This is a genomic window from Stenotrophomonas sp. STEN021 (assembly GCF_056760175.1).
In genome coordinates this window covers 1-24,303 of record NZ_JBRREH010000075.1, presented here as the reverse complement: position 1 = coordinate 24,303, position 24,303 = coordinate 1, and the positions used below count along the sequence as shown (strand labels likewise).

Below are 24,303 nucleotides of genomic sequence, written 5' to 3'. Positions count from 1 at the left end.
CGGGTAGGGGGGGGCGGGGTCTCAAGCCCCGTCCCCCCGGCCCACACCCCAGCCGTCCCCCGGCGGAGGGGGGCGCGGCCCGCGCCCGAAGCGGTGGCGCTGCGCGCCCAGCCGCGCCCGGTCACGCGCCTGAACCGGCGCACGCTGGCCATCCTTGTCGGCGGCCTGTCGGTCGCCGTGCTCGCGGCCACGATCTGGTCGCTGCAACCGCAGCGGCGCGGCACCAACGAGCAGACCGAGCTTTACAACGTCGATCGCGTCTCGAAGTCCGAAGGGCTGGATGCGCTGCCGACGGACTACTCGAAGCTGCCACCAGCCTTGCCGCCCGGTGTGCCCGAGCTGGGGCCGCCGTTGCCCGGCGACCTTGGCCCGGCCATCGTCGCTTCGCAGCAGCCGGTGACGCCGGGCTATTCGCCGCCAGGCCATGATCCCGAAGATGCCTTGCGTAAGGAGGCGGACGCGGCTGCGGCCTCGTCGGTGTTCTTCCGCTCGGGCGGCCAAGGGCAGACCGCCGCCACGGTCGCGCAGGCAGCGCCGGGGGCTGCAAGCACGCTTGCGGCCTTCGATCCGCTCGCTGCTGGGCCTGCCTCAACGGCGGCCCAGCCCGCCGACCCGACCGCCGTGCAGAACCGGCAAGACCAGAAAGAGGCGTTCCTGAAAGCCGGTTCTACGGAAACCCGCAATTCCGGGAATCTGGCGCTGCCCGCGTCGCCGTATCAGGTGATGGCCGGAACGGTGATCGCCGGTGCGCTAGTGACAGGCATCAAGTCGGACTTGCCGGGCGACGTGATCGGCACTGTGACGGAGCCGGTCTATGACACAGCCACCGGCAAGTTCCTGCTGATTCCGCAGGGGGCGCGCATCCTCGGGCGCTACAACAGCCAGGTCGGCTACGGACAGAGCCGCGTACAGGTGGTGTGGAACCGGATCATCCTGCCCGACACGTCCTCGCTGACGCTGGACAACCTTGTCGGCACCGACCCGGCCGGCTACGCGGGCTTGGAGGATGACGTGGACTGGCACTGGAACCGCATCTTTGCCGGTGCGGTGCTGACGACGCTGCTGGGCGTCGGCGCAGAACTGGCCGCGCCAGAGAACCGCCAGGACGGCAACCGCATCGTCATCGCCGGACGTGACAGCGCCCAGGACAGCATCAATCAGGTCGGCCAGGAAATCACCCGGCGCAACATGAACATCCAACCGACGCTGACCGAGCGGCCGGGCCTGCCGGTGCGGATCATCGTTAACCGGGATCTAGTGCTGCGGCCCTACCAGCCGCTGTTCTTCAATCGGGGAGCTTCGCAATGAACGCGACCAAGAAACTGCGGCTTGGGCCGCTGCCCAAGACCGAGAACGTCAAGCTTACCTTCGCGTGCCCGGCCAGCCTGAAAGCCGACCTCGACCGCTACGCCGCACTGCACGCGCAGGCGTATGGCGAGGCGGTCGATGCAGAGAAGTTGATCCCGCACATGCTGGAGGCGTTCATTGCCGGCGACCGGGGATTCAGGAAGGGAGGCGCGAGCAGGCCCGCACCGCCGAAGCCGAGCTGACAATGCACGGATACTTTGCCGACGCACCCTCGAACGCGCAGCCCAACGCTGCGCGTTCTTCGTTCTGGAGCGCCGCGACCGATTGGGCTATGATGGCCGAGCAAGCCTGCCGTCTGCTGGCAATCGCCCCGACGCAGTACGCTCCGGCTTTCTACCGCGACGCTCTTATGTGGCTCCTAGCCCACAAAGCCGCAGCCCCGCAAAGCGGCCCGAAGTAGAGCTAAACCCGTGTCCTGTATAAGCTTTCAAGCCCCCAGCGATTTTCACTGAGGGCTTGACACAGGCACTTTTTTGTTTGTCAGGTGGGGCGGAGCAGGGGCTTCGTGTGGCGTGCGTGTTTGGCGCTTGTGGCGTGAAGGGCCTGGCGCTTCAGGGGCTGGGAGGTTTTGGCGCAAAAAGCTTCTAGGTACGTGGGCTTTGGCGGCTCAGGGCTTAAATTGGCTAAAAAGCCAGAAGCCAGGAGCTGGCGGCCGGGAGTCAAAGGCCAAAAAAGCTAAAGATCAAAAGTCAAAGGCCTCCCGTCACTCCAACCTCTCTCCCGTAAGCGGGAGAGGGGTTGGGGTGAGGGCGGCTTTTCGCGGAAAGTTCGGATGATCTGAATAGGGCGAGACTGCAGTCGGGATGGATGTGTAGTTCCGCTTCGCTCGCGTGGATAATGTTGCTCCTCGAGGGAAGCGGCTGGGCTGATGTATTCACATCCGCGCCTGTCCAGGGTTTGCCTGGCTCCGGTCGGCATAAGTGCCAGGCCTCTGGGTGGGGTAGGGTGTTCGGCGCAGTACCGCTACACCTGCTGCCCGGCCTTCTCATTGCCACACCTGCCTCTGGCCATTCATTCTGCAGTTAGCCGGGATATCCGTATCCGCGCAGATCGGCCGCGCAGTTGCCAAGGCTGAAACCCGCATATACGCGCGAAACCCCGTAAATCCGGCTGCAAGCTGAAGCACCCTATACCTCGGCAGAGGGGTGAGTTGCAATAGGAAAAGAATACTGACAGAATGCACGACCACTCGCGGAAGTGCCCGTTTACGGGAATTCCGCAACCAGCGAAAGGAGGGGCAGGACGCACCTCGTATTCGCCAGACAAGGACAGGTCGCATGGGAGGCACTCCGTTCAACGGGGTGTTTTTTGTGCGTTTGAACATGTCTGGGGCGGGCCGGGAAACCGGGCCGCCCTGCTGTTATGAAAGGATTCGCGCGACGGGCAGTGCTTCGGCGCTAAACGTCGTTTTCATGGGGTTCGGCACACTCAGGGGCCGAACCTGTCGCTCTTTAGACCCATAGGAATACCGTCATGGCGGACCAAAAGATCCGAATTCGGTTGAAGGCGTTTGATCATCGTTTGATCGACCGTTCGGCCAGCGAGATCGTTGAAACGGCAAAGCGGACCGGCGCGCAAGTGCGTGGCCCGATCCCTCTGCCCACCAAGATCGAGCGTTACACCATCCTCGTCTCCCCGCACGTCGACAAGGACGCGCGTGACCAGTACGAGACCCGCACGCACAAGCGCGTGCTCGATATCGTCGACCCCAACGACAAGACCGTGGACGCGCTGATGAAGCTCGAACTGGCTGCCGGCGTCGACGTTCAGATCAAGCTGACCTGAGGACTACGACCATGACGAAGAAATATTCGTTGGGCTTCGTGGGCCGCAAGGCTGGCATGAGCCGCGTTTTCACTGAAGATGGCCAGTCCATCCCGGTGACCCTGATTGAAGCAACCCCGAACCGCATCGCGCAGATCAAGACCGTCGAAACCGACGGCTACAGCGCCGTGCAGGTGACCGTCGGCGCTCGTCGCGCTGCGCTGGTCAACAAGCCGGAAGCCGGTCACTTCGCCAAGGCGAAGGTCGAAGCCGGTCGTGGCCTGTGGGAATTCCGCGTTGAAGACGCACAGATCGGCGATTTCGCCGTCGGTGGCGAAATCAAGGCAGACATCTTTGAAGTCGGCCAGACGGTTGACGTCCAGGGCGTCACCAAGGGTAAGGGCTTCCAGGGCACCATCAAGCGCTACAACTTCCGTATGGGCGATGCAACCCACGGTAACTCGCTGTCGCATCGCGCGCCGGGTTCCTTGGGCCAGCGCCAGACCCCGGGTCGCGTTTTCCCGGGCAAGAAGATGTCCGGCCACATGGGTTCGGTGCAGCAGAGCACGCAGAACCTGGAAGTGGTCAAGGTCGATGTCGAGCGTGGTCTGATTGCCATCCGCGGCGCCGTGCCTGGCGCAGCCGGTGGTGACGTGATCGTGCGTCCGGCTAGCAAGGCATAAGGAGAGATGACGATGGAACTCGTTATCACGGGTAGCAACAACAAGGTCTCGGTCTCCGAAGCCGTGTTCGGTCGCGATTTCAGCGAAGATCTGGTTCACCAGGTCGTCGTTGCCTACCGCAACGCCGCACGTTCGGGCACCAAGGCACAGAAGACGCGTTCTGAAGTGGCTGGTACCACCAAGAAGTCGAAGAAGCAGAAGGGTGGTGGCGCTCGTCACGGTGCCCTGACCGCTCCGATCTTCGTCGGCGGTGGTGTCACCTTCGCGGCCAAGCCGCGTAGCTTCGAGCAGAAGGTCAATCGTAAGCAGTATCGCGCCGCCATGTGCGCCATCCTGTCCGAGCTGAACCGCCAGGGTCGCCTGACCATCGTTGAGTCGTTCGATGTCGAAGCGACCAGCACCAAGGCCCTGAGCACCAAGCTGGCTGGCCTGGAAGTGGGCAAGCGCCCGCTGATCGTCACCGAAGAGGCTTCCGAGCACCTGTACCTGTCCGCTCGCAACCTGCCGTATGTGCAGGTGCGTGACGTGCAGGGCCTGGACCCGGTTTCGCTGGTCGGTGCCGACACGGTCGTCATCACCGCTGACGCGGTCAAGAAGGTCGAGGAGTGGCTGGCATGAGCGCCAACGAAAAAATCTTCAGCGTGCTGCGTGCACCGCGAGTCTCTGAAAAGACCGCGCGCCTGCAGGAAATCTCCAACCAATACGTCTTCGAAGTTTCGAACGAAGCCACCAAGGCCGATGTAAAGGCCGCGGTTGAGCAGCTGTTCGACGTCAAGGTCGAGTCGGTCAACGTGCTGAACGTGAAGGGCAAGAACAAGTCCTTCCGTAACCGTGCAGGCCGCCGCGGCGATTGGCGCAAGGCGTATGTGCGTCTCGCCGATGGCCAGTCCATCGATGTAACGGCCAAGGCCTGAGGTACATCCCATGCCATTGATGAAATTCAAACCCACTTCTCCCGGCCGTCGTTCGGCCGTGCGCGTGGTCACTCCTGATCTGCACAAAGGCGCGCCGCATGCTGCGTTGCTGGAGCCGCAGAGCAAGTCCGGCGGTCGTAACCACCACGGCCGCATCACCACCCGTCACGTGGGTGGTGGTCACAAGCAGCACTACCGTCTGATCGACTTCAAGCGCAACAAGGAAGGCATTCCGGCACGCGTGGAACGTATCGAATACGATCCGAACCGCACTGCCCATATCGCTCTGCTGTGCTACGTCGACGGCGAGCGTCGCTACATCATCGCCCCGAAGGGCCTGAAGGCTGGTGACCAGGTCATCTCGGGTGCTCACGCCCCGATCAAGACCGGCAACACCCTGCCGCTGCGCAACATCCCGGTCGGTACCACCGTCCACGGGATCGAGCTGAAGCCGGGCAAGGGCGCTCAGATCGCTCGTGCTGCTGGTGCAGGCGTGCAGCTGGTCGCTCGTGAAGGCATCTACGCCACCCTGCGCCTGCGCTCGGGTGAAATGCGTAAGGTGCCGGTCGAATGCCGCGCCACCATCGGTGAAGTCGGTAACGATGAGCACAACCTGGAAAAGCTGGGCAAGGCTGGTGCCAAGCGCTGGCGCGGCGTCAAGCCGACCGTCCGCGGTGCCGCCATGAACCCGGTGGATCACCCGCACGGTGGTGGTGAAGCCAAGGCCGGCCAGGGTAATCCGCATCCGGTCACCCCGTGGGGTGTTCCGACCAAGGGTTACAAGACGCGTCATAACAAGCGCACTCAGCAGTTCATCGTCCGCGATCGTAGGGGCTAATCGACCATGGCACGTTCACTTAAGAAGGGCCCGTTCGTCGATCACCACCTCGTCAAGAAGGTGGAGGCCGCTGCGGGTAGCAAGAAGCCGATCAAGACCTGGTCGCGCCGTTCGATGATCCTGCCGGAAATGGTAGGCGTCACCATCGCCGTTCATAACGGTAAGAACCACGTTCCAGTGCTCGTCAACGAGAACATGGTCGGCCACAAGCTCGGCGAATTTGCCGTCACCCGGACCTTCAAGGGTCACGGTGGCGACAAGAAGTCGGGCAAGTAAGGAGAGATGACAATGGAAGCGAAAGCAATCCTGCGCTCCGCGCGCATCTCTGCGCAGAAAGCCCGTCTGGTCGCTGACCAGGTGCGCGGTCTGCCGGCCGAGCGTGCGGTCAACCTGCTGAAGTTTTCGGATAAGAAGGCTGCCCACCTGATCAAGAAGGTGGTGGAGTCGGCTATCGCAAATGCCGAAAACAACCAGGGCGCTGACGTCGACGAGCTGAAGGTCCAGACCATCATGGTTGATGAAGGTCCGACCCTGAAGCGTTTCATGGCGCGGGCGAAAGGCCGCGGTACCCGCATCCTCAAGCGCACCAGCCACATCACTGTGGTTGTGGGCGCCGGCAAGTAAGCGGAAAGGATAAAGACCATGGGTCATAAAGTTCATCCGGTTGGTATCCGCCTCGGTATTTCCAAGGACTGGAACTCCAAGTGGTACGCCAACAAGGCCGAGTTTGCTGGTTACCTGGCAGCCGACCTGAAAGTTCGCGAGATGCTGCGCAAGAAGCTTGCTCAGGCCGGTATCTCCAAGATCCTCATCGAGCGTCCGGCAAAGACGGCTCGCGTGACGATCCACACCGCCCGTCCGGGCGTGGTGATCGGCAAGCGTGGTGAGGACATCGAAAAGCTGCGTAAGGAAGTGAGCGAAATGATGGGCGTCCCGGCGCACATCAACGTCACCGAAGTGCGCAAGCCGGAGTTGGACGCACAGCTGGTTGCCGAGTCGATCGCGCAGCAGCTGGAGCGCCGTATCATGTTCCGCCGTGCAATGAAGCGCTCGGTCGGCAACGCGATGCGCCTGGGTGCCCTGGGCATCAAGGTCAACGTCGGCGGCCGCTTGAACGGCGCTGAAATCGCCCGTTCGGAGTGGTACCGCGAAGGCCGCGTGCCGTTGCACACCCTGCGTGCGGATATCGACTACGGTTTCGCTGAAGCCAGCACCACCTACGGCATCATCGGCATCAAGGTCTGGATCTACAAGGGTGAAGTCTTTGATTTCTCCCAGGTTGGCCAGGAAAAGCAGGACGACAGCCCGCGCAACGATCGTAACGATCGCGGCGACCGCGGTGACCGTCCGTCGCGCCCGGCTCGTGAAGCGAGGTAACGGCAATGTTGCAACCCAAGCGAACCAAATACCGCAAGATGTTCAAGGGCCGCAATGACGGCCTGAGCTGGAGCGCCAACGCCGTCAGCTTCGGCGAGTTCGGCCTGAAGGCTACTGCCCACGGTCAGCTGACCGCGCGTCAGATCGAAGCGGCTCGCCGCTCGATCAGCCGCTACGTCAAGCGCGGCGGCAAGATGTGGATCCGTGTGTTCCCCGACAAGCCGATCACCAAGAAGCCCATCGAAGTCCGAATGGGTGCTGGTAAGGGTGGCGTGGAATACTGGGTCGCCCAGATCCAGCCGGGCCGCATGATTTATGAAGTCGAGGGTGTGACCGAGGAAGTGGCACGCGAGGCGTTCCGCCTGGCCGCTGCCAAGCTCTCGGTGACCACCACTTTCGTAACCCGGACGGTGCGCTGATGGACATCAAACAACTCCGCGAGAAGTCGGCTGACGAACTCAAGGCCCACCTGACCGACCTGCGTAAGGAGCAGTTCTCGCTCCGTATGCAGCAGGTCACCGGCCAGCTGCCGAAGACCCACGAAACCCGCCGGGTGCGTCGCGAGATTGCTCGCGTCAAGCACCTGATCGGCAGCACGAAGTAAGGATGGCTGCTATGAGCGAAAATACTGAAAAGAAGACGCTGCGCACGGTCGAAGGCCGTGTCGTCAGCAACAAGATGGACAAGACGGTCACCGTGTTGGTGGAGCGCCAGGTCAAGCACCCGTTGTACGGCAAGTACATCAAGCGCTCGACCAAGCTGCACGCACACGACGCCGACAACGCCTGCAACGAAGGCGATGTCGTGCGCGTGACCGAGATTGCTCCGATGTCCAAGACCAAGAACTGGCGTGTGGTGGAAGTCATCACGCGTGCGGCTGAATAAGGAGATCTGACTCATGATCCAGATGCAGAGCTACCTTGATGCTGCGGACAACTCCGGTGCCAAGGAACTGATGTGCATCAAGGTGCTTGGTGGTTCCAAGCGCCGTTATGCCCACATCGGCGACATCATCAAGGTCACCGTGAAGGACGCAATTCCGCGCGGCAAAGTCAAGAAGGGTGAAGTGTATGACGCCGTCGTGGTGCGTACCCGCAAGGGTGTGCGTCGCGCCGATGGCTCGCTGATCCGTTTCGACGGCAACGCTGCGGTCCTGCTCAACAACAAGCAAGAGCCGATCGGCACCCGCATCTTCGGACCGGTGACCCGTGAACTTCGTTCGGAGAAGTTCATGAAGATCGTCTCGCTCGCTCCCGAAGTTCTGTGAGCGCCAGGAGATAATCATGGCTAACCGTATCAAGAAGGGCGACCAGGTCGTCGTCAACACCGGCAAGGACAAGGGCAAGCAGGGCGAAGTCGTCCGCGTCGACGGCGATCGTGTGATCGTCGCCAACGTGAACATCGTCAAGCGCCACACCAAGCCGAACCCGCAGGCAGGTGTTGCCGGCGGCGTGGTCGAGCGTGAAGCGTCGATCCATATCTCCAACGTGAATGTGCTGAACCCGGCTTCGGGCAAGGGCGAGCGCGTTGGCTTCAAGGTGCTGGAGGATGGACGCAAACTGCGTGTGTTCCGCTCCAGCGGTGAGGCGCTCGACGCCTAAGGACTGACCGATGAATTCACGTCTCGAAAAGTTTTACAAGGAAGAAGTGGTACCGGCGCTGACCAAGCAGTTCGGTTACACCAATCCGATGGAAGTGCCGCGCCTGGTCAAGGTCACCCTGAACATGGGTGTGGGCGAAGCTGCGACCAACAAGAAGGTTCTTGAGAACGCCGTTGCCGACATGACCAAGATCACCGGCCAGAAGCCGGTGGTCACCAAGTCGCGCGTCTCGGTGGCTTCGTTCAAGATCCGTGACGGTTGGCCGATCGGCTGCAAGGTCACGCTGCGTCGTGACACCATGTTTGAGTTCCTGGATCGCCTGATCAACATCTCGCTGCCGCGCGTGCGTGACTTCCGCGGCGTGTCGGGTCGTTCGTTCGACGGTCGTGGCAACTACAACATGGGTGTGAAGGAACAGATCATCTTCCCGGAAATCGACTTCGACGCCGTCGACGCGATCCGCGGTATGGATATCGCCATCACCACCACCGCCAAGACCGACGCGGAAGCGAAGGCGCTGCTCGCAGCGTTCAAGTTCCCGTTCCGTAACTGATTCGTCGAGGATACAGAAATGGCAAAGACCTCAATGGTCAACCGCGACATCAAGCGGAAGAAGCTGGCTCTGAAGTACGCCGACAAGCGTGCGGCTCTGAAGAAGATCGTGTCCTCGGTGGACGCGAGCTACGAAGAGAAGATCGAGGCTGCAACCAAGTTGTCGAAGCTGCCGCGCGATTCGTCGCCGAGCCGCCACCGCAACCGTTGCGAACTGTCGGGTCGTCCGCGTGGCGTGTACAGCAAGTTCGGCCTCGGCCGCAACAAGCTGCGCGAAGCCACCATGCGTGGTGACGTGCCGGGCCTGCGCAAGGCAAGCTGGTAAGCAACAACCCGCTGGGCGGACCGAAAGGCCCGCCCAGCAGGGCTTTCGGGTCAATCTGAAGGCAAAACAAAAAGTCCGACGCAAGTCGGGCTTTTTGTCGTATAATCCCGCTTCTTGCCTGCCCGAAATGGCGGCAGGTGCGTCAAGGGCCCTGGCCCATCCCAGGAAAACACGAGATTTTCGCGAAAGCGGATATCGGTGCACTCAAAGGTATCTACATGAGCATGACTGATCCCATCGCCGACCTGCTGGTCCGCATCAAGAATGCGGCCGCGGTTGGCAAGCAGACGGTGAAAGCCCCGTCGTCCAAGGTCAAGGTGGCCATTGCCCAGGTCCTGAAGGACGAGGGTTACATCACCGACCTGCGCGTCAACAACATCGAAAACAACAAGGCCGAGCTCGAAATCGTCCTGAAGTACTTCGAAGGCAAGCCGGTCATCGCGACCCTGAAGCGCTTCTCGCGTTCGGGCCTGCGCCAGTACCGTGGCAAGTCTGAACTGCCGAAGGTCCTGAACGGCCTGGGCGTCGCCATCATTTCCACCTCCAAGGGCATCATGACTGATGCGCAGGCGCGCCAGTTGGGCGTCGGCGGCGAAGTCCTGTGCTTCGTGGCCTAAGGGAAGGAGTCCACTATGTCCCGCGTAGCCAAGAAGCCGATCAACCTGCCCAAGGGCGTTGAACTGACCATCCAGCCGGAAGTTGTGAGCGTGAAGGGCCCGAAGGGCACCCTGTCGCTGAACAAAACCGCTGGCGTAGAAATCACTCTCGACAACGGCGTTGCCACGCTGAGCCCGAAGGACATCTCCTTCGACGCGCTGGCCGGCACCGTGCGTGCGATCCTGGCCAACATGGTGCAGGGTGTGTCCGAAGGCTTCGAGCGCAAGCTTGAGCTGGTCGGCGTGGGTTACCGCGCTGCCATGCAGGGCAAGGACCTGAACCTGTCGCTGGGCTTCTCCCACCCTGTCGTGTTCGTGGCGCCGGAAGGCATCACCCTGTCGACCCCGACGCAGACGGAAATCGTCGTGCAGGGCGTGGACAAGCAGGTTGTCGGTGAAGTCGCCGCCAAGATCCGTGGTTACCGTCCGCCGGAGCCCTATAAGGGCAAGGGTGTGAAGTACGCCGGTGAAGTCATCATTCGCAAGGAAGCCAAGAAGGCCTAATTCTTAGGTTTTCAGCTTTCGAGGATAAAGAACATGAACAAGAACATCGCCCGTCTGCGTCGCGCCAAGTCGACCCGTTCGCACATCCGTACCCTGGGCGTGGCACGTCTGTCGGTGCTGCGCACCGGTCAGCACCTGTACGCACAGGTCTTCACCGCCGACGGCTCCAAGGTGCTGGCTGCTGCCAACACCGCACAGGCCGAAGTCAAGGAAGGCCTGAAGAGCGGCAAGAACATCGACGCTGCCACCAAGGTCGGCAAGCTGATCGCCGAGCGCGCCAAGGCTGCTGGTATCGAGAAGGTCGCTTTCGACCGCTCGGGCTACCGCTACCACGGTCGCATCAAGGCGCTTGCTGATGCTGCCCGCGAAGGCGGCCTGCAGTTCTAAGCAATACAGGAAAGGGGCCTTTGGCCCCTTTCCGCCTGCCTGCCGGTACGGGTTTGTACCGGGCGCCTTTCGTTCTTCTGCAGCGTCTGGCGATTCATTGCTTCACTACACAACCATAAGCGGCATCGAGCCGTACATACCCAATCAATCAAGGAATCGAAATGGCAGAAGAGCGTCAGCAGCGGGGTCGCGATCGCGACCGTAACCGCGAAGAGAAAATCGACGACGGCATGATCGAGAAGCTGGTCGCGGTCAACCGCGTCAGCAAGACCGTCAAGGGTGGCCGCCAGTTCACCTTCACCGCACTGACCGTGGTCGGTGATGGCGAAGGCAAGGTCGGCTTCGGTTATGGCAAGGCACGCGAAGTGCCGGTCGCCAACCAGAAGTCGATGGAGCAGGCCCGCAAGAACCAGGTCAGCGTTGATCTGAACAACGGCACGTTGTGGCACACCATCAAGGATGGTCACGGCGCAGCTCGCGTGTTCATGCAGCCGGCCTCGGAAGGTACCGGCGTCATCGCCGGCGGTGCCATGCGCGCCGTGCTGGAAGCCGTTGGCGTGAAGAACGTCCTGGCCAAGGCAACCGGTTCGCGTAACCCGATCAACCTGGTCCGCGCCACCCTGAAGGGTCTGGCCGGTGCGCAGTCCCCGGCCCGTATTGCTGCCAAGCGCGGCAAGAAGTTGGAGGATCTGAACCATGGCTAATGAAACCGTCAAGACCGTCAAGGTGCGCCTGGTGCGCGGCCTGCGTGGCACCCAGTCGCGTCACCGCCTGTCGGTGCGTGCCCTGGGCCTGAACAAGCTCAATGATGTGCGTGAACTGAAAGACAGCCCGCAGGTTCGCGGTCTGATCAACAAGGTTCAGTACCTCGTCCAGGTTGAGGAGTAATCGACCATGACTATGCGTCTCAATGAACTGAGCCCGGCACCGGGCGCCCGTACCGAGCGTACCCGCGTCGGTCGCGGCATCGGCTCCGGCCTGGGCAAGACCTGCGGCCGCGGCCACAAGGGTTCGTTCGCTCGCAAGGGCGGCGGCAAGATCAAGGCTGGCTTCGAAGGCGGCCAGACCCCGATGCAGCGTCGTCTGCCGAAGATCGGCTTCTTCTCGCACAAGGCCAAGGACACTGCAGAAGTGCTGTCCTACCACCTTGATCGCCTGGAAGCTGGTGAGATCGACCTGGCCGCACTGCGTGCAGCCAAGCTGATCCCGTCGACCGCGAAGAAGGCCAAGGTCGTCTTCAAGGGCGAGCTGAGCAAGGCATTCACCCTGAAGGGTATTGCTGCTACTGCCGGCGCCAAGGCCGCGATTGAAGCTGCCGGCGGCAGCGTACAGGAGTAACTGGAACATGGCGCAAGCTGGCATCGGTAACCTCGCGGCAGGGGCAGGCAAGTTCACGGAACTTCGCCAGCGCCTCCTGTTCGTACTTGGGGCATTGCTCGTCTATCGCATCGGCTGTTATGTGCCGGTGCCGGGCGTCAATCCCGATGCCATGCTTGCGCTGATGCAGGCGCAGGGCGGCGGTATCGTGGACATGTTCAACATGTTCTCGGGCGGCGCCCTGCACCGTTTCAGTATCTTCGCGTTGAACGTGATGCCGTATATCTCGGCATCCATCGTGATGCAGCTGGCGGTCCACATCTTCCCGGCCTTGAAGGCCATGCAGAAGGAAGGTGAGTCGGGTCGTCGCAAGATCACCCAGTATTCGCGCATTGGCGCGGTGCTCCTGGCGGTGGTGCAGGGCGGCAGTATCGCGCTCGCGCTGCAGAACCAGGTGTCGCCGGGCGGTGCACCGGTGGTGTATGCGCCGGGTATGGGCTTCGTGTTGACCGCGATCATCGCGCTCACCGCGGGCACCATTTTTCTGATGTGGGTAGGTGAGCAGGTGACCGAGCGTGGCATCGGCAACGGTGTGTCGCTGATCATCTTCGCAGGCATCGTGGCTGGCTTGCCGGCTGCTGTGATCCACACCGTCGAAGCCTACCGTGACGGCAACATGAGCTTCATCTCGTTGCTGATCATCGTGCTGGTGGTGCTGGCTTTCACCTATTTCGTGGTGTTCGTGGAGCGCGGTCAGCGTCGTATCACGGTCAATTACGCCCGCCGTCAGGGTGGCCGTAATGCCTATATGAACCAGACCTCGTTCCTGCCGCTGAAGCTCAACATGGCAGGCGTGATCCCGGCGATCTTCGCCTCCAGCATCCTTGCCTTCCCGGCAACGCTGGCGATGTGGTCCGGCCAGGCCAGCTCGGCGACGTGGCTGCAGAAGGTGGCCAACGCGCTGGGTCCGGGCGAGCCGCTGCACATGATCGTGTTCGCTGCGCTGATCACCGGTTTTGCGTTCTTCTACACCGCGCTGGTGTTCAACTCGCAGGAAACCGCTGACAACCTGAAGAAGTCAGGTGCGCTGATTCCGGGCATCCGTCCGGGCAAGGCCACCGCCGATTACATCGATGCCGTGCTGACCCGCTTGACGGCTGCTGGCTCGCTGTACCTGGTGATCGTCTGCCTGCTGCCGGAAATCATGCGTACCCAGCTCAATGCCTCCTTCTACTTCGGCGGCACCTCGCTGCTGATCGTGGTGGTGGTGGTGATGGATTTCATCGCCCAGGTTCAGGCGCATCTGATGTCGCACCAGTACGAGAGCCTGTTGAAGAAGGCCAACCTGAAGGGTGGCAACCGCGGCGGTTTTGCACGCGGCTGATTCACCGGTTATACTTTCCGCTTCATAGCGAGAAACCCGCTCCGGTTCCCGGGGCGGCTTTCCAAACAGAAGGGCGGCCCCTGCAGCGGTTTCGGGTGGGGGTGTGATGTGGTTGTTCCGCGCGGGAGTAGCGCGGGCGGCTTGGAGATGACTCTCCCAGCCAGGCACATCCGGCGCCGGAGCATGGGCACACTCCCCACGCCGGGTCTGTGGAACGTTGCGTTCCACGACTTCAAAGCAAACCGAGACCTTGTTAGTATCGCTAGTTCACTTTTTTGATCCATCCTGCCGGATTGGCGCGCCCTGTGGTGCGCAGTCGGCCATCACTCAGCTGGAGAACCGCGTCATGGCGCGTATTGCAGGCGTCAACCTGCCAGCCCAGAAGCACGTCTGGGTCGGGTTGCAAAGCATTTACGGCATCGGCCGTACCCGTTCGAAGAAGGTCTGCGAAGTCGCAGGCGTTGCTTCGACCACCAAGATCCGCGATCTGTCGGAACCGGAAATCGATCGTCTGCGCCTGGAAGTGGGCAAGTACATCGTTGAAGGCGATCTGCGTCGCGAAATCGGCATTGCCATCAAGCGCCTGATGGACCTGGGCTGCTATCGCGGCCTGCGTCACCGTCGTGGTCTCCCGCTGCGTGGTCAGCGCACCAAGACCAATGCACGTACCCGTAAGGGTCCGCGCAAGGCTCTGAAGAAGTAAGGGACCTAGATAATGGCTAAGCCCGCTGCTGCAAAAACCAAGAAGAAGATCAAGCGCGTCATCACTGATGGCGTTGCCCACGTCCACGCTTCGTTCAACAACACCATCGTGACCATCACCGACCGTCAGGGCAATGCACTGTCCTGGGCGACCTCCGGTGGCGCTGGCTTCCGTGGTTCGCGTAAGTCGACTCCGTTTGCTGCTCAGGTTGCCGCCGAAAAGGCTGGCAAGGCTGCGCTGGATTACGGCCTGAAGTCGCTGGAAGTCCGCATCAAGGGTCCGGGTCCGGGCCGTGAGTCGGCCGTACGTTCGTTGAACAACGTCGGCTACAAGATCACCAACATCATCGACGTGACGCCAATCCCGCACAACGGGTGCCGTCCGCCGAAGAAGCGTCGCGTCTAAAGGAGCGATAAGAAATGGCTCGTTATATCGGTCCTACCTGTAAGCTCGCCCGCCGCGAAGGCGCCGACCTCTCCCTGAAGAGCCCGGCCCGCGCGTTGGATTCCAAGTGCAAGCTGGAGCAGAAGCCCGGCCAGCACGGCGCCACTGCCCGTAAGGGCAAGCTGTCCGACTACGCTACCCAGCTGCGCGAAAAGCAGAAGGTCAAGCGTATCTACGGTCTGCTGGAGCGTCAGTTCCGCAACTACTACAAGAAGGCCTCGACCAAGAAGGGCAACACCGGCGAGAACCTGCTGCAGTTGTTGGAAACCCGTCTGGACAACGTCGTCTACCGCATGGGCTTCGCAGTGACCCGTCCGGCTGCTCGTCAGCTGGTCTCGCACCGCGGTGTCACGGTCAACGGCAAGTCGGTCAACCTGGCTTCGTACCAGATCAAGGCCGGCGACGCGATTGCGCTGTCCGAGAAGGCTGCCAAGCAGCTGCGCGTCCAGGAAGCCCTGGTCGTTGCCGAACAGCACGACCTCAGCCCGTCGTGGGTCGAAGTCGATTCGAAGAAGTTCAGCGGCGTCTTCAAGGCTGTGCCGGATCGTGCGGACCTGCCTGCGGATATCAACGAAGCGCTGATCGTCGAGTTGTATTCGAAGTAATTCACAATGGAGAACCTCCGGGTTGCACCGGAGGTTCGCAGGAGAACCCGCAACATGACGGTTACCGCAAACCAGGTTCTGCGTCCTCGCGGTCCGCAGATCGAACGCCTTACCGAGACCCGCGCCAAGGTCGTGATCGAGCCTTTGGAGCGTGGTTACGGGCATACGCTGGGCAACGCCCTGCGTCGCGTGCTGCTGTCGTCCATCCCGGGCTTCGCCATTACCGAAGTCGAGATCGACGGCGTGTTGCACGAGTACACCACTCTGGAAGGCCTGCAGGAAGACGTGCTTGACGTCCTGCTGAACCTGAAGGACGTGGCGATCCGTATGCACACCGGCGACAGCGCCACCGTTTCCCTGTCCAAGCAGGGTCCGGGTGTTGTCACCGCTGCCGACATCAAGGTTGACCACAACGTCGAAGTGATCAACGGCGACCATGTGATCTGCAACCTGACCAAGGACACTGCGATCAACATGCGTCTGAAGGTCGAGCGTGGCTTCGGCTACCAGCCGGCTGCCGCACGTCGTCGTCCGGACGAAGAATCGCGTGCGATTGGTCGTCTGGTGCTGGACGCTTCGTTCTCGCCGGTCCGCCGCGTCGCTTATGCGGTGGAAGCCGCTCGCGTCGAGCAGCGTACCGACCTGGACAAGCTGGTCATTGATATCGAAACCAACGGCACGATCGATGCCGAGGAAGCTGTCCGCACCGCGGCCGACATCCTCAGCGATCAGCTGTCGGTGTTCGGCGATTTCACCCACCGCGACCGCGGTGCAGCCAAGCCGGCCAACAACGGCGTGGATCCGGTGCTGCTGCGCCCGATCGACGACCTGGAGCTGACCGTGCGTTCGGCCAACTGCCTCAAGGCTGAGAGCATCTACTACATCGGCGATCTGATCCAGAAGACCGAAGTCGAACTGCTCAAGACCCCGAACCTCGGCAAGAAGTCGCTGACCGAGATCAAGGAAGTGCTGGCCCAGCGCGGTCTGTCGCTCGGCATGAAGCTGGAGAACTGGCCGCCGGCCGGTGTCGCCGCTCACGGCATGCTCGGCTGATAAGCAATACCTGTTCCCCCGCATGGGTGACCATGCGGGGGAATATTGTTTCAGCAGTACCCGCATTGACGGTTAAACAACGCCGCAATGCCGGTCGTCCAGGACGGGTGACCAGGACCATCCGCAGTCCACTTTCAACGCCAGGATGGCGACAACGAAGTCCAACGTCTCACCATTAACCAAGGAATACACCCATGCGTCACATGAAGTCGGGCCGCAAGTTCAACCGCACCAGCGCCCACCGCGAAGCAATGTTCAAGAACATGGCTGCGTCGCTGTTCAAGCACCAGCTGATCAAGACCACCCTGCCGAAGGCCAAGGAACTGCGCCGCGTTGCCGAGCCGCTGATCACCCTGGCCAAGGTTGACTCGGTTGCCAACCGTCGTCTGGCGTTCGCCCGCCTGCGTGACAAGGAAGCCGTTGGCGTCCTGTTCACCATCCTGGGCCCGCGCTACGCCAACCGTCCGGGCGGCTACCTGCGCCTGCTGAAGTGCGGCTTCCGCGCTGGCGACAATGCTCCGATGGCCTACGTCGAACTGGTTGACCGTCCGGTCGCCGTTGCGGAAGAAGTCGGCGAGTAATCGCACGCTTCCATCCATCGACGGATGCAAGAGAAGCCCGGCCTACGCCGGGCTTTTTTGTTGATGTGGTTACAGCTGGCATCAGTGCTGATCGCGCGTGGATGGCCTGTTACTCTTGTTGCATTGTTCAATCCGGAAAGTTGCGATGAACCCTTTGCGTTGGAGTTTCCGCGCGCAATGCCTGCTGGGCTTCCTGACCTGCGCTGGCCTGCTCGCATTTGCGATCTACATGCAGATCCAGATGGGGCTGGAGCCGTGCCCGCTGTGCATCTACCAGCGCATCGCATTTGCTGCCGTTGGCGTGCTGTTCCTGTTGGGCGCCATGCACGGGCCGACAAGTCGCGGCGGTCGTGCCGGCTATGGCGTATTGACGTTGCTGGCGGCGCTGGTGGGTGCCGGCATCGCCGGGCGTCACGTCTACGTGCAGTTGTTGCCGAAGGACCTGGGTAGCAGCTGCGGCCCGCCGCTGAGCTTTCTTGCTGAAACCATGGGCCCGTTCGAGGTGTTCCGCACCGTGCTGACCGGTACCGGTGACTGCGGCAACATCGATTGGACCTTCCTCGGCCTGAGCATGCCGATGTGGAGCCTGGTGTGGTTCGTACTGCTTGCCGGTTGGGCGCTGTATGCCGGCCTGCGCACACGTAAAAAACGTTTGATCTGATTCTTTCACTTCCTCAATTGGTATCTGCATGAACGCTTCCTCCTCCCCGTCATCCGTCGCCACCGCCAACAGCTGGGCGCCGGATAGCTGGCGTGGCAAGCCCGCGCTGCAGATGCCGACGTATCCCGATCCGCAGGCGCTGGAGGCGGCGTTGACCGAGTTGCGGCAGCTGCCGCCGCTGGTGACCTCGTGGGAGATTTTCGCGCTCAAGCAGCAGCTGGCCGAGGCGCAGGAAGGCAAGCGCTTCCTGCTGCAGGGCGGCGATTGCGCGGAGAACTTCGTCGACTGCGAGTCGGGCACGATTTCCAACCGGCTCAAGGTGTTGCTGCAGATGAGCCTGGTCATGGTGCACGGCCTGCGTATGCCGGTGATCCGCGTTGGCCGTTTTGCCGGCCAATATGCCAAGCCGCGCTCGGCCGATACCGAAACCCGCGACGGCGTTACCTTGCCCAGCTATCGCGGCGACGTGATCAATGCACCGGCGTTCACCGAGGCCGCACGCGTGCCCGATCCGCAGCGGATGATCACGGCGCATTCGCGCTCGGCGCTGACCATGAACTTCGTGCGTGCGCTGATCGACGGCGGCTTCGCCGACCTGCACCATCCCGAGTACTGGAACCTGGCCTGGATGCGCTGCTCGCCGCTGGCCGAGGAATACCAGAAGATGGTGGCCTCGATCGGCGACGCTGTGCGCTTCATGGAGACCTTGTCGGGCTCGCAGGTGCACAACCTCAACCGCGTGGACTTCTACACCTCGCACGAGGCATTGCTGCTGCCGTATGAGCAGGCGCTGACCCGGCAGGTGCCGCGCCAGAACGGCTGGTTCAACCTCAGCACGCACTACCCGTGGATCGGCATGCGCACCGCTGCATTGGATGGCGCGCACGTGGAGTACCTGCGAGGTGTGCGCAACCCGATTGCGATCAAGGTCGGGCCTTCGGTACAGCCGGATCAGCTGCTGCGCTTGATCGATGTACTGAATCCGGAAGACGAGCCGGGCCGGCTGAGCTTCATCCATCGCATGGGCGCGGGCCAGATTGCCGACAAGCTGCCGCCGCTGTTGGATGCGATCAAGCGCGATGGCCGCCGCGTGCTGTGGGTCTGCGACGCCATGCACGGCAATACCGAGAGCACCAGCAACGGCTACAAGACCCGTCGCTTCGACAATATCCGCAGCGAGGTTGAGATGTCCTTCGACCTGCACGCAGCGGCCGGTACGCGCCTGGGAGGCGTGCACCTGGAGCTGACGGGCGAGGATGTCACCGAGTGCACCGGCGGCGCGCGTGAGCTCACCGAGCGTGATCTGGGGCGTGCCTACCGTTCCAGCGTCGACCCACGACTGAACTACGAGCAGTCGCTGGAAATCGCCATGGCCATCGTCCGCAAGCAAGGCTGACGGCCATACCTGTAGTGCCGAGCCATGCTCGGCAGGGGCTTGCCCCGTAAATCTGCAGCCCAGGTGTAGTGCCGAGCCATGCTCGGCATTGGGCATTACCGGTAACGCATCTTGCGAGCATGGCTCGGCACTACACCTGGGCCGCAGATTCACGGGGCAAGCCCCTGCCGAGCATGGCTCGGCACTACAAGTGGGGCATTGGTTCACCGACGGACGTTCTTGGTCGCCAGCCTCAGGCTTTAGCGATGTCCAGTCAAAAACTGCGCCACGGGCGTTTCTCGCTGCCCAGCAACATCTATTCAATCACCACGGTAACCGCAGGGCGTGTGCCGCTGTTTGCGAATCGCAGGAACGCAGAGCAGGTCATTGAGGCGTTGCGACACTGCGAACTCGCCGACATTTGTCACAACCTTGCCTGGGTGGTAATGCCCGATCACCTGCATTGGCTGCTGCAGCTTCAATCCGGATCGCTGGGTGGGTGCATGCAGCGCTTGAAATCGCGGTCAGCAAGGTCTGTTGGTGGCGCAGGTTCCATCTGGCAGACCGGCTATCACGATCATGCAATCCGGCGCGATGAGTCGCTGCGTGGCGTAGCCAACTATCTGCTGCACAACCCGGTGCGGGCAGGCCTATGCGAACGGCCGCAGGACTATCCATATGCTTGGTGCAGATGGGGCTGGCAGCTCTGATGTTCTGATGTAGTACCGAGCCATGCTCGGCAAGATGCGTTACCGGTAATGCCCAATGCCGAGCATGGCTCGGCACTACAGGTGGGGCGTTTGGCATTTTGGGGCAGGCCCAATGCCGAGCATGGCTCGGCACTACAGGTGGGGCGTTTGGCATTTTGGGGCAGGCCCAATGCCGAGCATGGCTCGGCACTACAGGGGAGGCGCTAGCGCTTGCGGTGGCGTTTGCCGAGGTCGCGGGCCAGTACCCAGACGACGAGCAGGTTGACCGCCAGCAGCAGCCACGAGGCCCAGCCGGGGTGTTTGACGATGGCGTAGAAGTCCAGCGGCAGGTAGAGCGCGGCGGAGATGCAGCCCAGCCATGAGGCCCAGGCCTTGGCGCGCCACAGGCCCCAGGCTTCAAGCAGGCGCAGCAGCCCGTAGCCGACCAGTACAGCGGCGCCGAGGTGAACGGTATCGGGGGTGATCATGCCCAGCAGCGAGGAGAACGCGCCGTTCTCGGGGTCGCCACCTATGCGGTGGATCAGGGCATTGATGATGTTGCGAAGCGGAGCCGGCCCGGAAATCTCCAGGCCAGCCGCAGCGAGAAAGGCCAGTACGGCCTTTCCTGCTTCCAGCAGCGCGATGGCTGCCAGTCCCGGATGCGCATGCGGATCCGGGTTGTAGGGCGTTTTGTCAGTCAAGACAATCAGCCGCCGCGCGAGGCCTTCTTGCGGTCGCTTTCGGTCAGGAACTTCTTGCGCAGACGAATTTCCTTCGGGGTGATTTCCACCAGCTCGTCGTCGTCGATGAAGTCCAGGGCCTGTTCCAGCGAGAACTTGATTGCCGGGGTCAGCTGGATCGCATCGTCCTTGCCCGAAGCGCGCATGTTGGTCAGCGGCTTGGTCTTGATCGCGTTGACGGTCAGATCGTTGTCCTTGGAATGGATACCGATCAGCTGGCCTTCGTACACGTTGTCGCCTTCAGCAGCGAACAGCTTGCCGCGTTCCTGCAGCGGGCCCAGCGAGTAAGCCGGGGTGGCGCCCGGGGCGTTGGCGATCATCACGCCGTTCAGGCGCTTGGCGATGGCGCCCTGTTCCTTCGGGCCGTAGTGGTCGAACACGTGGAACAGCAGGCCAGAACCCTGGGTCAGGGTCTTGAACTCGTTCTGGAAGCCAATCAGGCCACGTGCCGGAATCTTGAAATCAAGGCGAACACGGCCCTTGCCGTCGGACTCCATGTTTTCAAGCAGGCCCTTGCGGGTACCCAGCTTTTCCATCACGCCGCCCTGGTGCTGCTCTTCGATATCAACCACCAGCTGCTCGATCGGCTCCATCATCTGGCCGTCGATTTCCTTGATGATCACTTCCGGGCGCGACACGGCCAGCTCGTAGCCTTCGCGACGCATGGTTTCGATCAGCACCGACAGGTGCAGCTCGCCACGGCCGGAGACCAGGAACTTGTCGGCGTCTTCAAGCTGCTCGACCTTCAGTGCCACGTTGTGCACGGTCTCGCGCTCCAGGCGCTCCTTCAGCTGGCGGCTGGTCAGGAACTTGCCACCGGACAGGTCCTTGTTGCCTGCGAACGGCGAGTTGTTGACCTGGAAGGTCATCGAGATGGTCGGCTCGTCGACGGTCAGCGGCGGCAGCGCTTCCGGGGTGTCCAGGGCGCAGACGGTGTCGGAGATGGTCAGTTCCTGGATGCCGGAGATGGCGATGATGTCGCCAGCCTGTGCTTCGTCGACTTCGATGCGCTCCAGGCCCATGAAGCCCAGCACCTGCAGGACCTTGCCCTGGCGCTTCTTGCCTTCACGGTCGATCACGGCGACGGCCTGGTTCTTCTTGACCTTGCCGCGCTGGATGCGGCCAATGCCGATCACACCGACGAAGTTGTTGTAGTCCAGCTGGCTGATGCGCATCTGGAACGGGCCGTCGGCCTCGACTTCCGGCACCGGCACGTACTTCATGATCGCTTCGTACAGCGGGGTCATGTCGCCGTCGCGGACGGTGTCTTCCAGGCCGGCGTAGCCGTTCAGGCCCGAGGCGTAGACGATCGGGAAGTCGAGCTGCTCATTGGTGGCGCCGAGCTTGTCGAACAGGTCGAACACCTGGTCGATGACCCACTCCGGACGGGCGCCCGGGCGGTCGACCTTGTTGACCACGACGATCGGCTTGAAGCCCATCGCGAAGGCCTTCTGGGTGACGAAGCGGGTCTGCGGCATCGGGCCGTCCATCGCGTCAACCAGGATCAGCACCGAGTCGACCATCGACAGCACGCGCTCCACCTCGCCACCGAAGTCGGCGTGTCCCGGGGTATCGACGATGTTGATCCGGTTTTTGGTACCGGTCTTCTTGTCTTCCCAGGTAATGGCCGTGTTCTTGGCCAGGATGGTGATGCCGCGTTCCTTTTCCTGGTCGTTGCTGTCCATCACGCGCTCGGCAAGTACCGTGCGCTCGGACAGGGTGCCGGACTGCTTGAGCAGCTGGTCGACGAGGGTGGTCTTGCCATGATCGACGTGGGCGACGATGGCGATGTTGCGAAGATTTTCGATGGACATGCGAAAGACGGCCAGCCGGTGCCGTGAAATGGGGAAAATGAGTCCAGCATTATAGCGCTATGTCGCCGCTGTGCGAAAACTGCCGTTCAGACTCGTCTGATAGCCCATTCATACTTGTTCCGAGCAGACTGCAGGGCAAGGGCAGCAGCGCGGGCGGAGCCGGGTGTAAACTAAGCGGCTATTGAGAGTCGTCTTCTTTACTAAGGATTTCCCATGTCGCTGATCGCCAATTTCGACACCTCCCGCGGCCCGATCAAGATCGAGCTGTATGCCGACAAGGCACCGCTGACCGTGGCCAACTTCGTCAACCTGGTGAAGCACGGCTTCTATGACGGCCTGGCGTTCCACCGCGTGATCGCCGACTTCATGGTCCAGGGCGGCTGCCCGGAAGGCTCCGGCCGCGGCGGCCCGGGCTACCGTTTTGAAGATGAAACCAAGAATGGCGTGCGCCACGAGCGCGGCGTGCTGTCCATGGCCAACGCCGGCCCGAACACCAACGGCAGCCAGTTCTTCATCACCCACATCAAGACCGACTGGCTCGATGGCAAGCACACCGTGTTTGGCAAGGTGCTCGAAGGCCTGGACGTGGTTGACGCGATCCAGCAGGGCGATGCGATCAACAAGATCACCCTGGAAGGCGATACCGACGCCGTGCTGGCCGCCAAGGCCGACCGCGTCGCCGAGTGGAACAAGATCCTCGCCGCCTGATTGACTCCGACGGCCACCTGACAAGGTGGCCGTTTCTGATTCCAGCCGGGCCAGCGCGCCTGTGCATGCCCGGCCTTACCCCCACAACCGCTTCTTAGCAGAGGAAACCCCCATGAAAGCACCCGTTCGTGTTGCCGTAACCGGCGCTGCCGGCAATATCGGTTATGCACTGCTGTTCCGCATCGCTTCTGGCGAAATGCTGGGCAAGGATCAGCCGGTCATCCTGCAGCTGCTCGAAATCGACAACGAAAAGGCCCAGGCCGCCCTGCAGGGTGTGGTCATGGAACTGGAAGACTGCGCCTTCCCGCTGCTGGCTGGCGTGGTGACCACCGCCGACCCGCTGGTGGCCTTCAAGGACGTCGACGTGGCCCTGCTGGTTGGCGCGCGTCCGCGCGGCCCGGGCATGGAGCGCAAGGACCTGCTGCTGGAAAACGCCAAGATCTTCACCGTGCAGGGCAAGGCCCTGAACGCCGTCGCCAAGCGTGACGTGAAGGTGCTGGTGGTCGGTAACCCGGCCAACACCAACGCCTACATCGCGATGAAGTCGGCGCCGGACCTGAACCCGCGCAACTTCACCGCCATGCTGCGCCTGGACCACAACCGCGCCCTGAGCCAGCTGGCTGCCAAGACCGGCAAGACCGTGGAGAGCTTCGAGCACTTCACCGTGTGGGGCAACCACAGCCCGACCATGTACCCGGACTACCGCTTCGCCACCACCGGCGGTGCCAAGGTTGCCGAGCTGATCAACGATCAGGAATGGAACGCCAACACCTTCATCCCGACCGTCGGCAAGCGCGGCGCGGCCATCATCGCCGCCCGTGGCCTGTCCTCGGCTGCGTCGGCCGCCAACGCAGCCATCGACCACGTGCATGACTGGGTGCTGGGCAGCAACGGCAAGTGGGTGACCATGGGCGTGCCGTCCGACGGTTCCTACGGCATTCCGGAAGGCGTCGTATTCGGCTTCCCGGTAACCACCGAGAACGGCGAATACACCATCGTCAAGGATCTGCCGATCGACGACTTCTCCAGGAAGTACATCGACATCACCCTGGGTGAGCTGGAAGAAGAGCGCGCCGGCGTTGCCGACCTGCTGTAACAGCTGTCGGTTGATGTGATGCAAGGAACGGGGAGGCTTCGGCTTCCCCGTTTTTTATTTGTTGTTTGTTGTAGTGGGGGCCACGGGTCCGGCCGCAGCACCCCGCCCCATGGGCCCCCGGGGGGGGGGGGGGGGGGGGGGGGGGGTTGTTTGGGGGGGTGGGG

36 protein-coding genes are annotated in these 24,303 nt (G+C 62.0%); 34 read left to right on the top strand and 2 right to left on the bottom strand.

The genetic code is table 11. The features are described 5' to 3' along the window. Positions 1–93 precede the first annotated feature (93 nt). The 32 genes from ACVOL0_RS15360 to ACVOL0_RS15205 all read left to right on the top strand — a co-directional run bounded on the left by ACVOL0_RS15360 (position 94) and on the right by ACVOL0_RS15205 (position 19,802). Entirely contained in the window at positions 94–1,308 is a 1,215-nt protein-coding gene (locus tag ACVOL0_RS15360; protein WP_481507574.1) for a TraB/TrbI/VirB10 family type IV secretion system protein, read from the top strand. Next, positions 1,305–1,550: a DUF2274 domain-containing protein gene (locus ACVOL0_RS15355; RefSeq protein ID WP_023093971.1), complete on the top strand. Its 246-nt coding sequence runs from the start codon at positions 1,305–1,307 to the stop codon at positions 1,548–1,550. Before ACVOL0_RS15360 ends, ACVOL0_RS15355 begins: the two co-directional genes overlap by 4 nt. A gap of 1,291 nt (positions 1,551–2,841) precedes the next feature. Further along, positions 2,842–3,153 carry a 30S ribosomal protein S10 gene (gene rpsJ / locus ACVOL0_RS15350; protein ID WP_010341589.1) on the top strand — a complete coding sequence of 104 codons (312 nt, stop codon included), beginning with the start codon at positions 2,842–2,844 and terminating at the stop codon, positions 3,151–3,153. A gap of 11 nt (positions 3,154–3,164) precedes the next feature. After that, positions 3,165–3,815 carry a 50S ribosomal protein L3 gene (rplC, locus tag ACVOL0_RS15345; protein ID WP_282270285.1) on the top strand — a complete coding sequence of 217 codons (651 nt, stop codon included), beginning with the start codon at positions 3,165–3,167 and terminating at the stop codon, positions 3,813–3,815. 12 nt (positions 3,816–3,827) lie between these two features. Then, positions 3,828–4,433: a 50S ribosomal protein L4 gene (rplD, locus tag ACVOL0_RS15340; protein ID WP_481509899.1), complete on the top strand. Its 606-nt coding sequence runs from the start codon at positions 3,828–3,830 to the stop codon at positions 4,431–4,433. Continuing rightward, positions 4,430–4,729: a 50S ribosomal protein L23 gene (rplW, locus tag ACVOL0_RS15335; RefSeq protein ID WP_057629589.1), complete on the top strand. Its 300-nt coding sequence runs from the start codon at positions 4,430–4,432 to the stop codon at positions 4,727–4,729. Before rplD ends, rplW begins: the two co-directional genes overlap by 4 nt. Positions 4,730–4,739: 10 nt before the next feature. Next, positions 4,740–5,567 carry a 50S ribosomal protein L2 gene (gene rplB, locus ACVOL0_RS15330; RefSeq protein ID WP_057629590.1) on the top strand — a complete coding sequence of 276 codons (828 nt, stop codon included), beginning with the start codon at positions 4,740–4,742 and terminating at the stop codon, positions 5,565–5,567. 6 nt (positions 5,568–5,573) lie between these two features. Then, on the top strand, positions 5,574–5,843 hold the full coding sequence (rpsS, locus tag ACVOL0_RS15325) for a 30S ribosomal protein S19 (protein ID WP_057629591.1): 270 nt from the start codon (positions 5,574–5,576) through the stop codon (positions 5,841–5,843). A 12-nt stretch (positions 5,844–5,855) separates the two neighbouring features. Then, complete coding sequence (rplV, locus tag ACVOL0_RS15320; protein ID WP_017355410.1) at positions 5,856–6,191, top strand: 50S ribosomal protein L22; 336 nt, start codon at positions 5,856–5,858, stop codon at positions 6,189–6,191. Positions 6,192–6,209: 18 nt separating this feature from the next. Continuing rightward, positions 6,210–6,944: a 30S ribosomal protein S3 gene (gene rpsC / locus ACVOL0_RS15315; protein ID WP_057629592.1), complete on the top strand. Its 735-nt coding sequence runs from the start codon at positions 6,210–6,212 to the stop codon at positions 6,942–6,944. A 5-nt stretch (positions 6,945–6,949) separates the two neighbouring features. Further along, a complete protein-coding gene (gene rplP / locus ACVOL0_RS15310) occupies positions 6,950–7,363 on the top strand; it encodes a 50S ribosomal protein L16 (RefSeq protein WP_282270271.1) in 414 nt (137 codons plus the stop codon). Then, positions 7,363–7,548, top strand: coding sequence for a 50S ribosomal protein L29 (rpmC, locus tag ACVOL0_RS15305; protein ID WP_054657204.1), 186 nt, complete (start codon positions 7,363–7,365; stop codon positions 7,546–7,548). The genes rplP and rpmC overlap by 1 nt, the downstream gene beginning before the upstream one ends. Before the next feature lie 11 nt (positions 7,549–7,559). Then, positions 7,560–7,829 carry a 30S ribosomal protein S17 gene (rpsQ, locus tag ACVOL0_RS15300; RefSeq protein WP_303749032.1) on the top strand — a complete coding sequence of 90 codons (270 nt, stop codon included), beginning with the start codon at positions 7,560–7,562 and terminating at the stop codon, positions 7,827–7,829. A gap of 13 nt (positions 7,830–7,842) precedes the next feature. Continuing rightward, on the top strand, positions 7,843–8,211 hold the full coding sequence (gene rplN, locus ACVOL0_RS15295) for a 50S ribosomal protein L14 (protein WP_019186153.1): 369 nt from the start codon (positions 7,843–7,845) through the stop codon (positions 8,209–8,211). A 16-nt stretch (positions 8,212–8,227) separates the two neighbouring features. Further along, positions 8,228–8,545, top strand: coding sequence for a 50S ribosomal protein L24 (gene rplX / locus ACVOL0_RS15290; protein WP_017355416.1), 318 nt, complete (start codon positions 8,228–8,230; stop codon positions 8,543–8,545). Positions 8,546–8,555: 10 nt separating this feature from the next. Next, the gene (rplE, locus tag ACVOL0_RS15285) at positions 8,556–9,098 is read left to right on the top strand and encodes a 50S ribosomal protein L5 (protein ID WP_062169033.1); all 543 of its coding nucleotides are present in this window, start codon (positions 8,556–8,558) and stop codon (positions 9,096–9,098) included. 18 nt (positions 9,099–9,116) lie between these two features. Beyond that, the gene (rpsN, locus tag ACVOL0_RS15280) at positions 9,117–9,422 is read left to right on the top strand and encodes a 30S ribosomal protein S14 (protein ID WP_282270266.1); all 306 of its coding nucleotides are present in this window, start codon (positions 9,117–9,119) and stop codon (positions 9,420–9,422) included. A 218-nt stretch (positions 9,423–9,640) separates the two neighbouring features. Next, positions 9,641–10,039: a 30S ribosomal protein S8 gene (rpsH, locus tag ACVOL0_RS15275; RefSeq protein ID WP_481528355.1), complete on the top strand. Its 399-nt coding sequence runs from the start codon at positions 9,641–9,643 to the stop codon at positions 10,037–10,039. Positions 10,040–10,054: 15 nt separating this feature from the next. Beyond that, positions 10,055–10,582, top strand: a complete 528-nt coding sequence (gene rplF, locus ACVOL0_RS15270) for a 50S ribosomal protein L6 (RefSeq protein WP_282270262.1) — start codon at positions 10,055–10,057, stop codon at positions 10,580–10,582. 33 nt (positions 10,583–10,615) lie between these two features. Continuing rightward, positions 10,616–10,969 carry a 50S ribosomal protein L18 gene (gene rplR, locus ACVOL0_RS15265; protein ID WP_062169024.1) on the top strand — a complete coding sequence of 118 codons (354 nt, stop codon included), beginning with the start codon at positions 10,616–10,618 and terminating at the stop codon, positions 10,967–10,969. Between the two features lie 161 nt (positions 10,970–11,130). Beyond that, complete coding sequence (gene rpsE / locus ACVOL0_RS15260) at positions 11,131–11,673, top strand: 30S ribosomal protein S5 (RefSeq protein ID WP_481549816.1); 543 nt, start codon at positions 11,131–11,133, stop codon at positions 11,671–11,673. Then, positions 11,666–11,857 (top strand): 50S ribosomal protein L30, encoded by a 192-nt coding sequence (gene rpmD, locus ACVOL0_RS15255; protein ID WP_062169020.1) that lies wholly within the window; start codon positions 11,666–11,668, stop codon positions 11,855–11,857. Before rpsE ends, rpmD begins: the two co-directional genes overlap by 8 nt. Positions 11,858–11,863: 6 nt before the next feature. Further along, entirely contained in the window at positions 11,864–12,307 is a 444-nt protein-coding gene (rplO, locus tag ACVOL0_RS15250) for a 50S ribosomal protein L15 (protein WP_057629603.1), read from the top strand. 7 nt (positions 12,308–12,314) lie between these two features. After that, positions 12,315–13,670, top strand: coding sequence for a preprotein translocase subunit SecY (gene secY / locus ACVOL0_RS15245; protein ID WP_481549815.1), 1,356 nt, complete (start codon positions 12,315–12,317; stop codon positions 13,668–13,670). Positions 13,671–14,016: 346 nt separating this feature from the next. Next, positions 14,017–14,373 (top strand): 30S ribosomal protein S13, encoded by a 357-nt coding sequence (gene rpsM / locus ACVOL0_RS15240; RefSeq protein WP_057629605.1) that lies wholly within the window; start codon positions 14,017–14,019, stop codon positions 14,371–14,373. Positions 14,374–14,385: 12 nt separating this feature from the next. Continuing rightward, positions 14,386–14,778: a 30S ribosomal protein S11 gene (gene rpsK, locus ACVOL0_RS15235; protein WP_057629606.1), complete on the top strand. Its 393-nt coding sequence runs from the start codon at positions 14,386–14,388 to the stop codon at positions 14,776–14,778. A 14-nt stretch (positions 14,779–14,792) separates the two neighbouring features. Next, positions 14,793–15,422, top strand: a complete 630-nt coding sequence (gene rpsD, locus ACVOL0_RS15230; RefSeq protein ID WP_057629607.1) for a 30S ribosomal protein S4 — start codon at positions 14,793–14,795, stop codon at positions 15,420–15,422. Between the two features lie 54 nt (positions 15,423–15,476). After that, on the top strand, positions 15,477–16,475 hold the full coding sequence (locus ACVOL0_RS15225; RefSeq protein WP_062169013.1) for a DNA-directed RNA polymerase subunit alpha: 999 nt from the start codon (positions 15,477–15,479) through the stop codon (positions 16,473–16,475). A 194-nt stretch (positions 16,476–16,669) separates the two neighbouring features. Beyond that, a complete protein-coding gene (gene rplQ, locus ACVOL0_RS15220) occupies positions 16,670–17,056 on the top strand; it encodes a 50S ribosomal protein L17 (RefSeq protein ID WP_303749039.1) in 387 nt (128 codons plus the stop codon). 145 nt (positions 17,057–17,201) lie between these two features. Then, complete coding sequence (locus ACVOL0_RS15215) at positions 17,202–17,717, top strand: disulfide bond formation protein B (protein ID WP_481549814.1); 516 nt, start codon at positions 17,202–17,204, stop codon at positions 17,715–17,717. Between the two features lie 28 nt (positions 17,718–17,745). Next, positions 17,746–19,113, top strand: a complete 1,368-nt coding sequence (locus tag ACVOL0_RS15210; protein ID WP_481549813.1) for a class II 3-deoxy-7-phosphoheptulonate synthase — start codon at positions 17,746–17,748, stop codon at positions 19,111–19,113. A gap of 119 nt (positions 19,114–19,232) precedes the next feature. After that, positions 19,233–19,802 carry an REP-associated tyrosine transposase gene (locus tag ACVOL0_RS15205; protein WP_481549812.1) on the top strand — a complete coding sequence of 190 codons (570 nt, stop codon included), beginning with the start codon at positions 19,233–19,235 and terminating at the stop codon, positions 19,800–19,802. A 203-nt stretch (positions 19,803–20,005) separates the two neighbouring features. On the opposite strand, the gene ACVOL0_RS15200 is transcribed toward ACVOL0_RS15205, so the two are convergent. After that, a complete protein-coding gene (locus tag ACVOL0_RS15200) occupies positions 20,006–20,482 on the bottom strand; it encodes a DUF2127 domain-containing protein (RefSeq protein WP_481549811.1) in 477 nt (158 codons plus the stop codon). A 5-nt stretch (positions 20,483–20,487) separates the two neighbouring features. After that, a complete protein-coding gene (gene typA, locus ACVOL0_RS15195) occupies positions 20,488–22,335 on the bottom strand; it encodes a translational GTPase TypA (RefSeq protein WP_481549810.1) in 1,848 nt (615 codons plus the stop codon). 213 nt (positions 22,336–22,548) lie between these two features. On the opposite strand from typA, the gene ACVOL0_RS15190 reads away from it, so the two are divergent. Together ACVOL0_RS15190 and ACVOL0_RS15185 are read left to right on the top strand one after the other, a co-directional pair. Then, complete coding sequence (locus tag ACVOL0_RS15190) at positions 22,549–23,043, top strand: peptidylprolyl isomerase (protein ID WP_481549809.1); 495 nt, start codon at positions 22,549–22,551, stop codon at positions 23,041–23,043. Positions 23,044–23,155: 112 nt separating this feature from the next. Then, positions 23,156–24,139, top strand: a complete 984-nt coding sequence (locus ACVOL0_RS15185) for a malate dehydrogenase (protein WP_481549808.1) — start codon at positions 23,156–23,158, stop codon at positions 24,137–24,139. Positions 24,140–24,303: the final 164 nt, after the last annotated feature.

Bases quoted from the DNA above. Each gene is read 5' to 3' on its own strand.
- ACVOL0_RS15355 (WP_023093971.1), top strand. From the start codon at position 1,305: ATGAACGCGACCAAGAAACTGCGGCTTGGGCCGCTGCCCAAGACCGAG.
- rpsJ (WP_010341589.1), top strand. From the start codon at position 2,842: ATGGCGGACCAAAAGATCCGAATTCGGTTGAAGGCGTTTGATCATCGT.
- rplC (WP_282270285.1), top strand. From the start codon at position 3,165: ATGACGAAGAAATATTCGTTGGGCTTCGTGGGCCGCAAGGCTGGCATG.
- rplD (WP_481509899.1), top strand. From the start codon at position 3,828: ATGGAACTCGTTATCACGGGTAGCAACAACAAGGTCTCGGTCTCCGAA.
- rplW (WP_057629589.1), top strand. From the start codon at position 4,430: ATGAGCGCCAACGAAAAAATCTTCAGCGTGCTGCGTGCACCGCGAGTC.
- rplB (WP_057629590.1), top strand. From the start codon at position 4,740: ATGCCATTGATGAAATTCAAACCCACTTCTCCCGGCCGTCGTTCGGCC.
- rpsS (WP_057629591.1), top strand. From the start codon at position 5,574: ATGGCACGTTCACTTAAGAAGGGCCCGTTCGTCGATCACCACCTCGTC.
- rplV (WP_017355410.1), top strand. From the start codon at position 5,856: ATGGAAGCGAAAGCAATCCTGCGCTCCGCGCGCATCTCTGCGCAGAAA.
- rpsC (WP_057629592.1), top strand. From the start codon at position 6,210: ATGGGTCATAAAGTTCATCCGGTTGGTATCCGCCTCGGTATTTCCAAG.
- rplP (WP_282270271.1), top strand. From the start codon at position 6,950: ATGTTGCAACCCAAGCGAACCAAATACCGCAAGATGTTCAAGGGCCGC.
- rpmC (WP_054657204.1), top strand. From the start codon at position 7,363: ATGGACATCAAACAACTCCGCGAGAAGTCGGCTGACGAACTCAAGGCC.
- rpsQ (WP_303749032.1), top strand. From the start codon at position 7,560: ATGAGCGAAAATACTGAAAAGAAGACGCTGCGCACGGTCGAAGGCCGT.
- rplN (WP_019186153.1), top strand. From the start codon at position 7,843: ATGATCCAGATGCAGAGCTACCTTGATGCTGCGGACAACTCCGGTGCC.
- rplX (WP_017355416.1), top strand. From the start codon at position 8,228: ATGGCTAACCGTATCAAGAAGGGCGACCAGGTCGTCGTCAACACCGGC.
- rplE (WP_062169033.1), top strand. From the start codon at position 8,556: ATGAATTCACGTCTCGAAAAGTTTTACAAGGAAGAAGTGGTACCGGCG.
- rpsN (WP_282270266.1), top strand. From the start codon at position 9,117: ATGGCAAAGACCTCAATGGTCAACCGCGACATCAAGCGGAAGAAGCTG.
- rpsH (WP_481528355.1), top strand. From the start codon at position 9,641: ATGAGCATGACTGATCCCATCGCCGACCTGCTGGTCCGCATCAAGAAT.
- rplF (WP_282270262.1), top strand. From the start codon at position 10,055: ATGTCCCGCGTAGCCAAGAAGCCGATCAACCTGCCCAAGGGCGTTGAA.
- rplR (WP_062169024.1), top strand. From the start codon at position 10,616: ATGAACAAGAACATCGCCCGTCTGCGTCGCGCCAAGTCGACCCGTTCG.
- rpsE (WP_481549816.1), top strand. From the start codon at position 11,131: ATGGCAGAAGAGCGTCAGCAGCGGGGTCGCGATCGCGACCGTAACCGC.
- rpmD (WP_062169020.1), top strand. From the start codon at position 11,666: ATGGCTAATGAAACCGTCAAGACCGTCAAGGTGCGCCTGGTGCGCGGC.
- rplO (WP_057629603.1), top strand. From the start codon at position 11,864: ATGACTATGCGTCTCAATGAACTGAGCCCGGCACCGGGCGCCCGTACC.
- secY (WP_481549815.1), top strand. From the start codon at position 12,315: ATGGCGCAAGCTGGCATCGGTAACCTCGCGGCAGGGGCAGGCAAGTTC.
- rpsM (WP_057629605.1), top strand. From the start codon at position 14,017: ATGGCGCGTATTGCAGGCGTCAACCTGCCAGCCCAGAAGCACGTCTGG.
- rpsK (WP_057629606.1), top strand. From the start codon at position 14,386: ATGGCTAAGCCCGCTGCTGCAAAAACCAAGAAGAAGATCAAGCGCGTC.
- rpsD (WP_057629607.1), top strand. From the start codon at position 14,793: ATGGCTCGTTATATCGGTCCTACCTGTAAGCTCGCCCGCCGCGAAGGC.
- ACVOL0_RS15225 (WP_062169013.1), top strand. From the start codon at position 15,477: ATGACGGTTACCGCAAACCAGGTTCTGCGTCCTCGCGGTCCGCAGATC.
- rplQ (WP_303749039.1), top strand. From the start codon at position 16,670: ATGCGTCACATGAAGTCGGGCCGCAAGTTCAACCGCACCAGCGCCCAC.
- ACVOL0_RS15215 (WP_481549814.1), top strand. From the start codon at position 17,202: ATGAACCCTTTGCGTTGGAGTTTCCGCGCGCAATGCCTGCTGGGCTTC.
- ACVOL0_RS15210 (WP_481549813.1), top strand. From the start codon at position 17,746: ATGAACGCTTCCTCCTCCCCGTCATCCGTCGCCACCGCCAACAGCTGG.
- ACVOL0_RS15205 (WP_481549812.1), top strand. From the start codon at position 19,233: ATGGCTCGGCACTACACCTGGGCCGCAGATTCACGGGGCAAGCCCCTG.
- typA (WP_481549810.1), bottom strand. From the start codon at position 22,335: ATGTCCATCGAAAATCTTCGCAACATCGCCATCGTCGCCCACGTCGAT.
- ACVOL0_RS15190 (WP_481549809.1), top strand. From the start codon at position 22,549: ATGTCGCTGATCGCCAATTTCGACACCTCCCGCGGCCCGATCAAGATC.
- ACVOL0_RS15185 (WP_481549808.1), top strand. From the start codon at position 23,156: ATGAAAGCACCCGTTCGTGTTGCCGTAACCGGCGCTGCCGGCAATATC.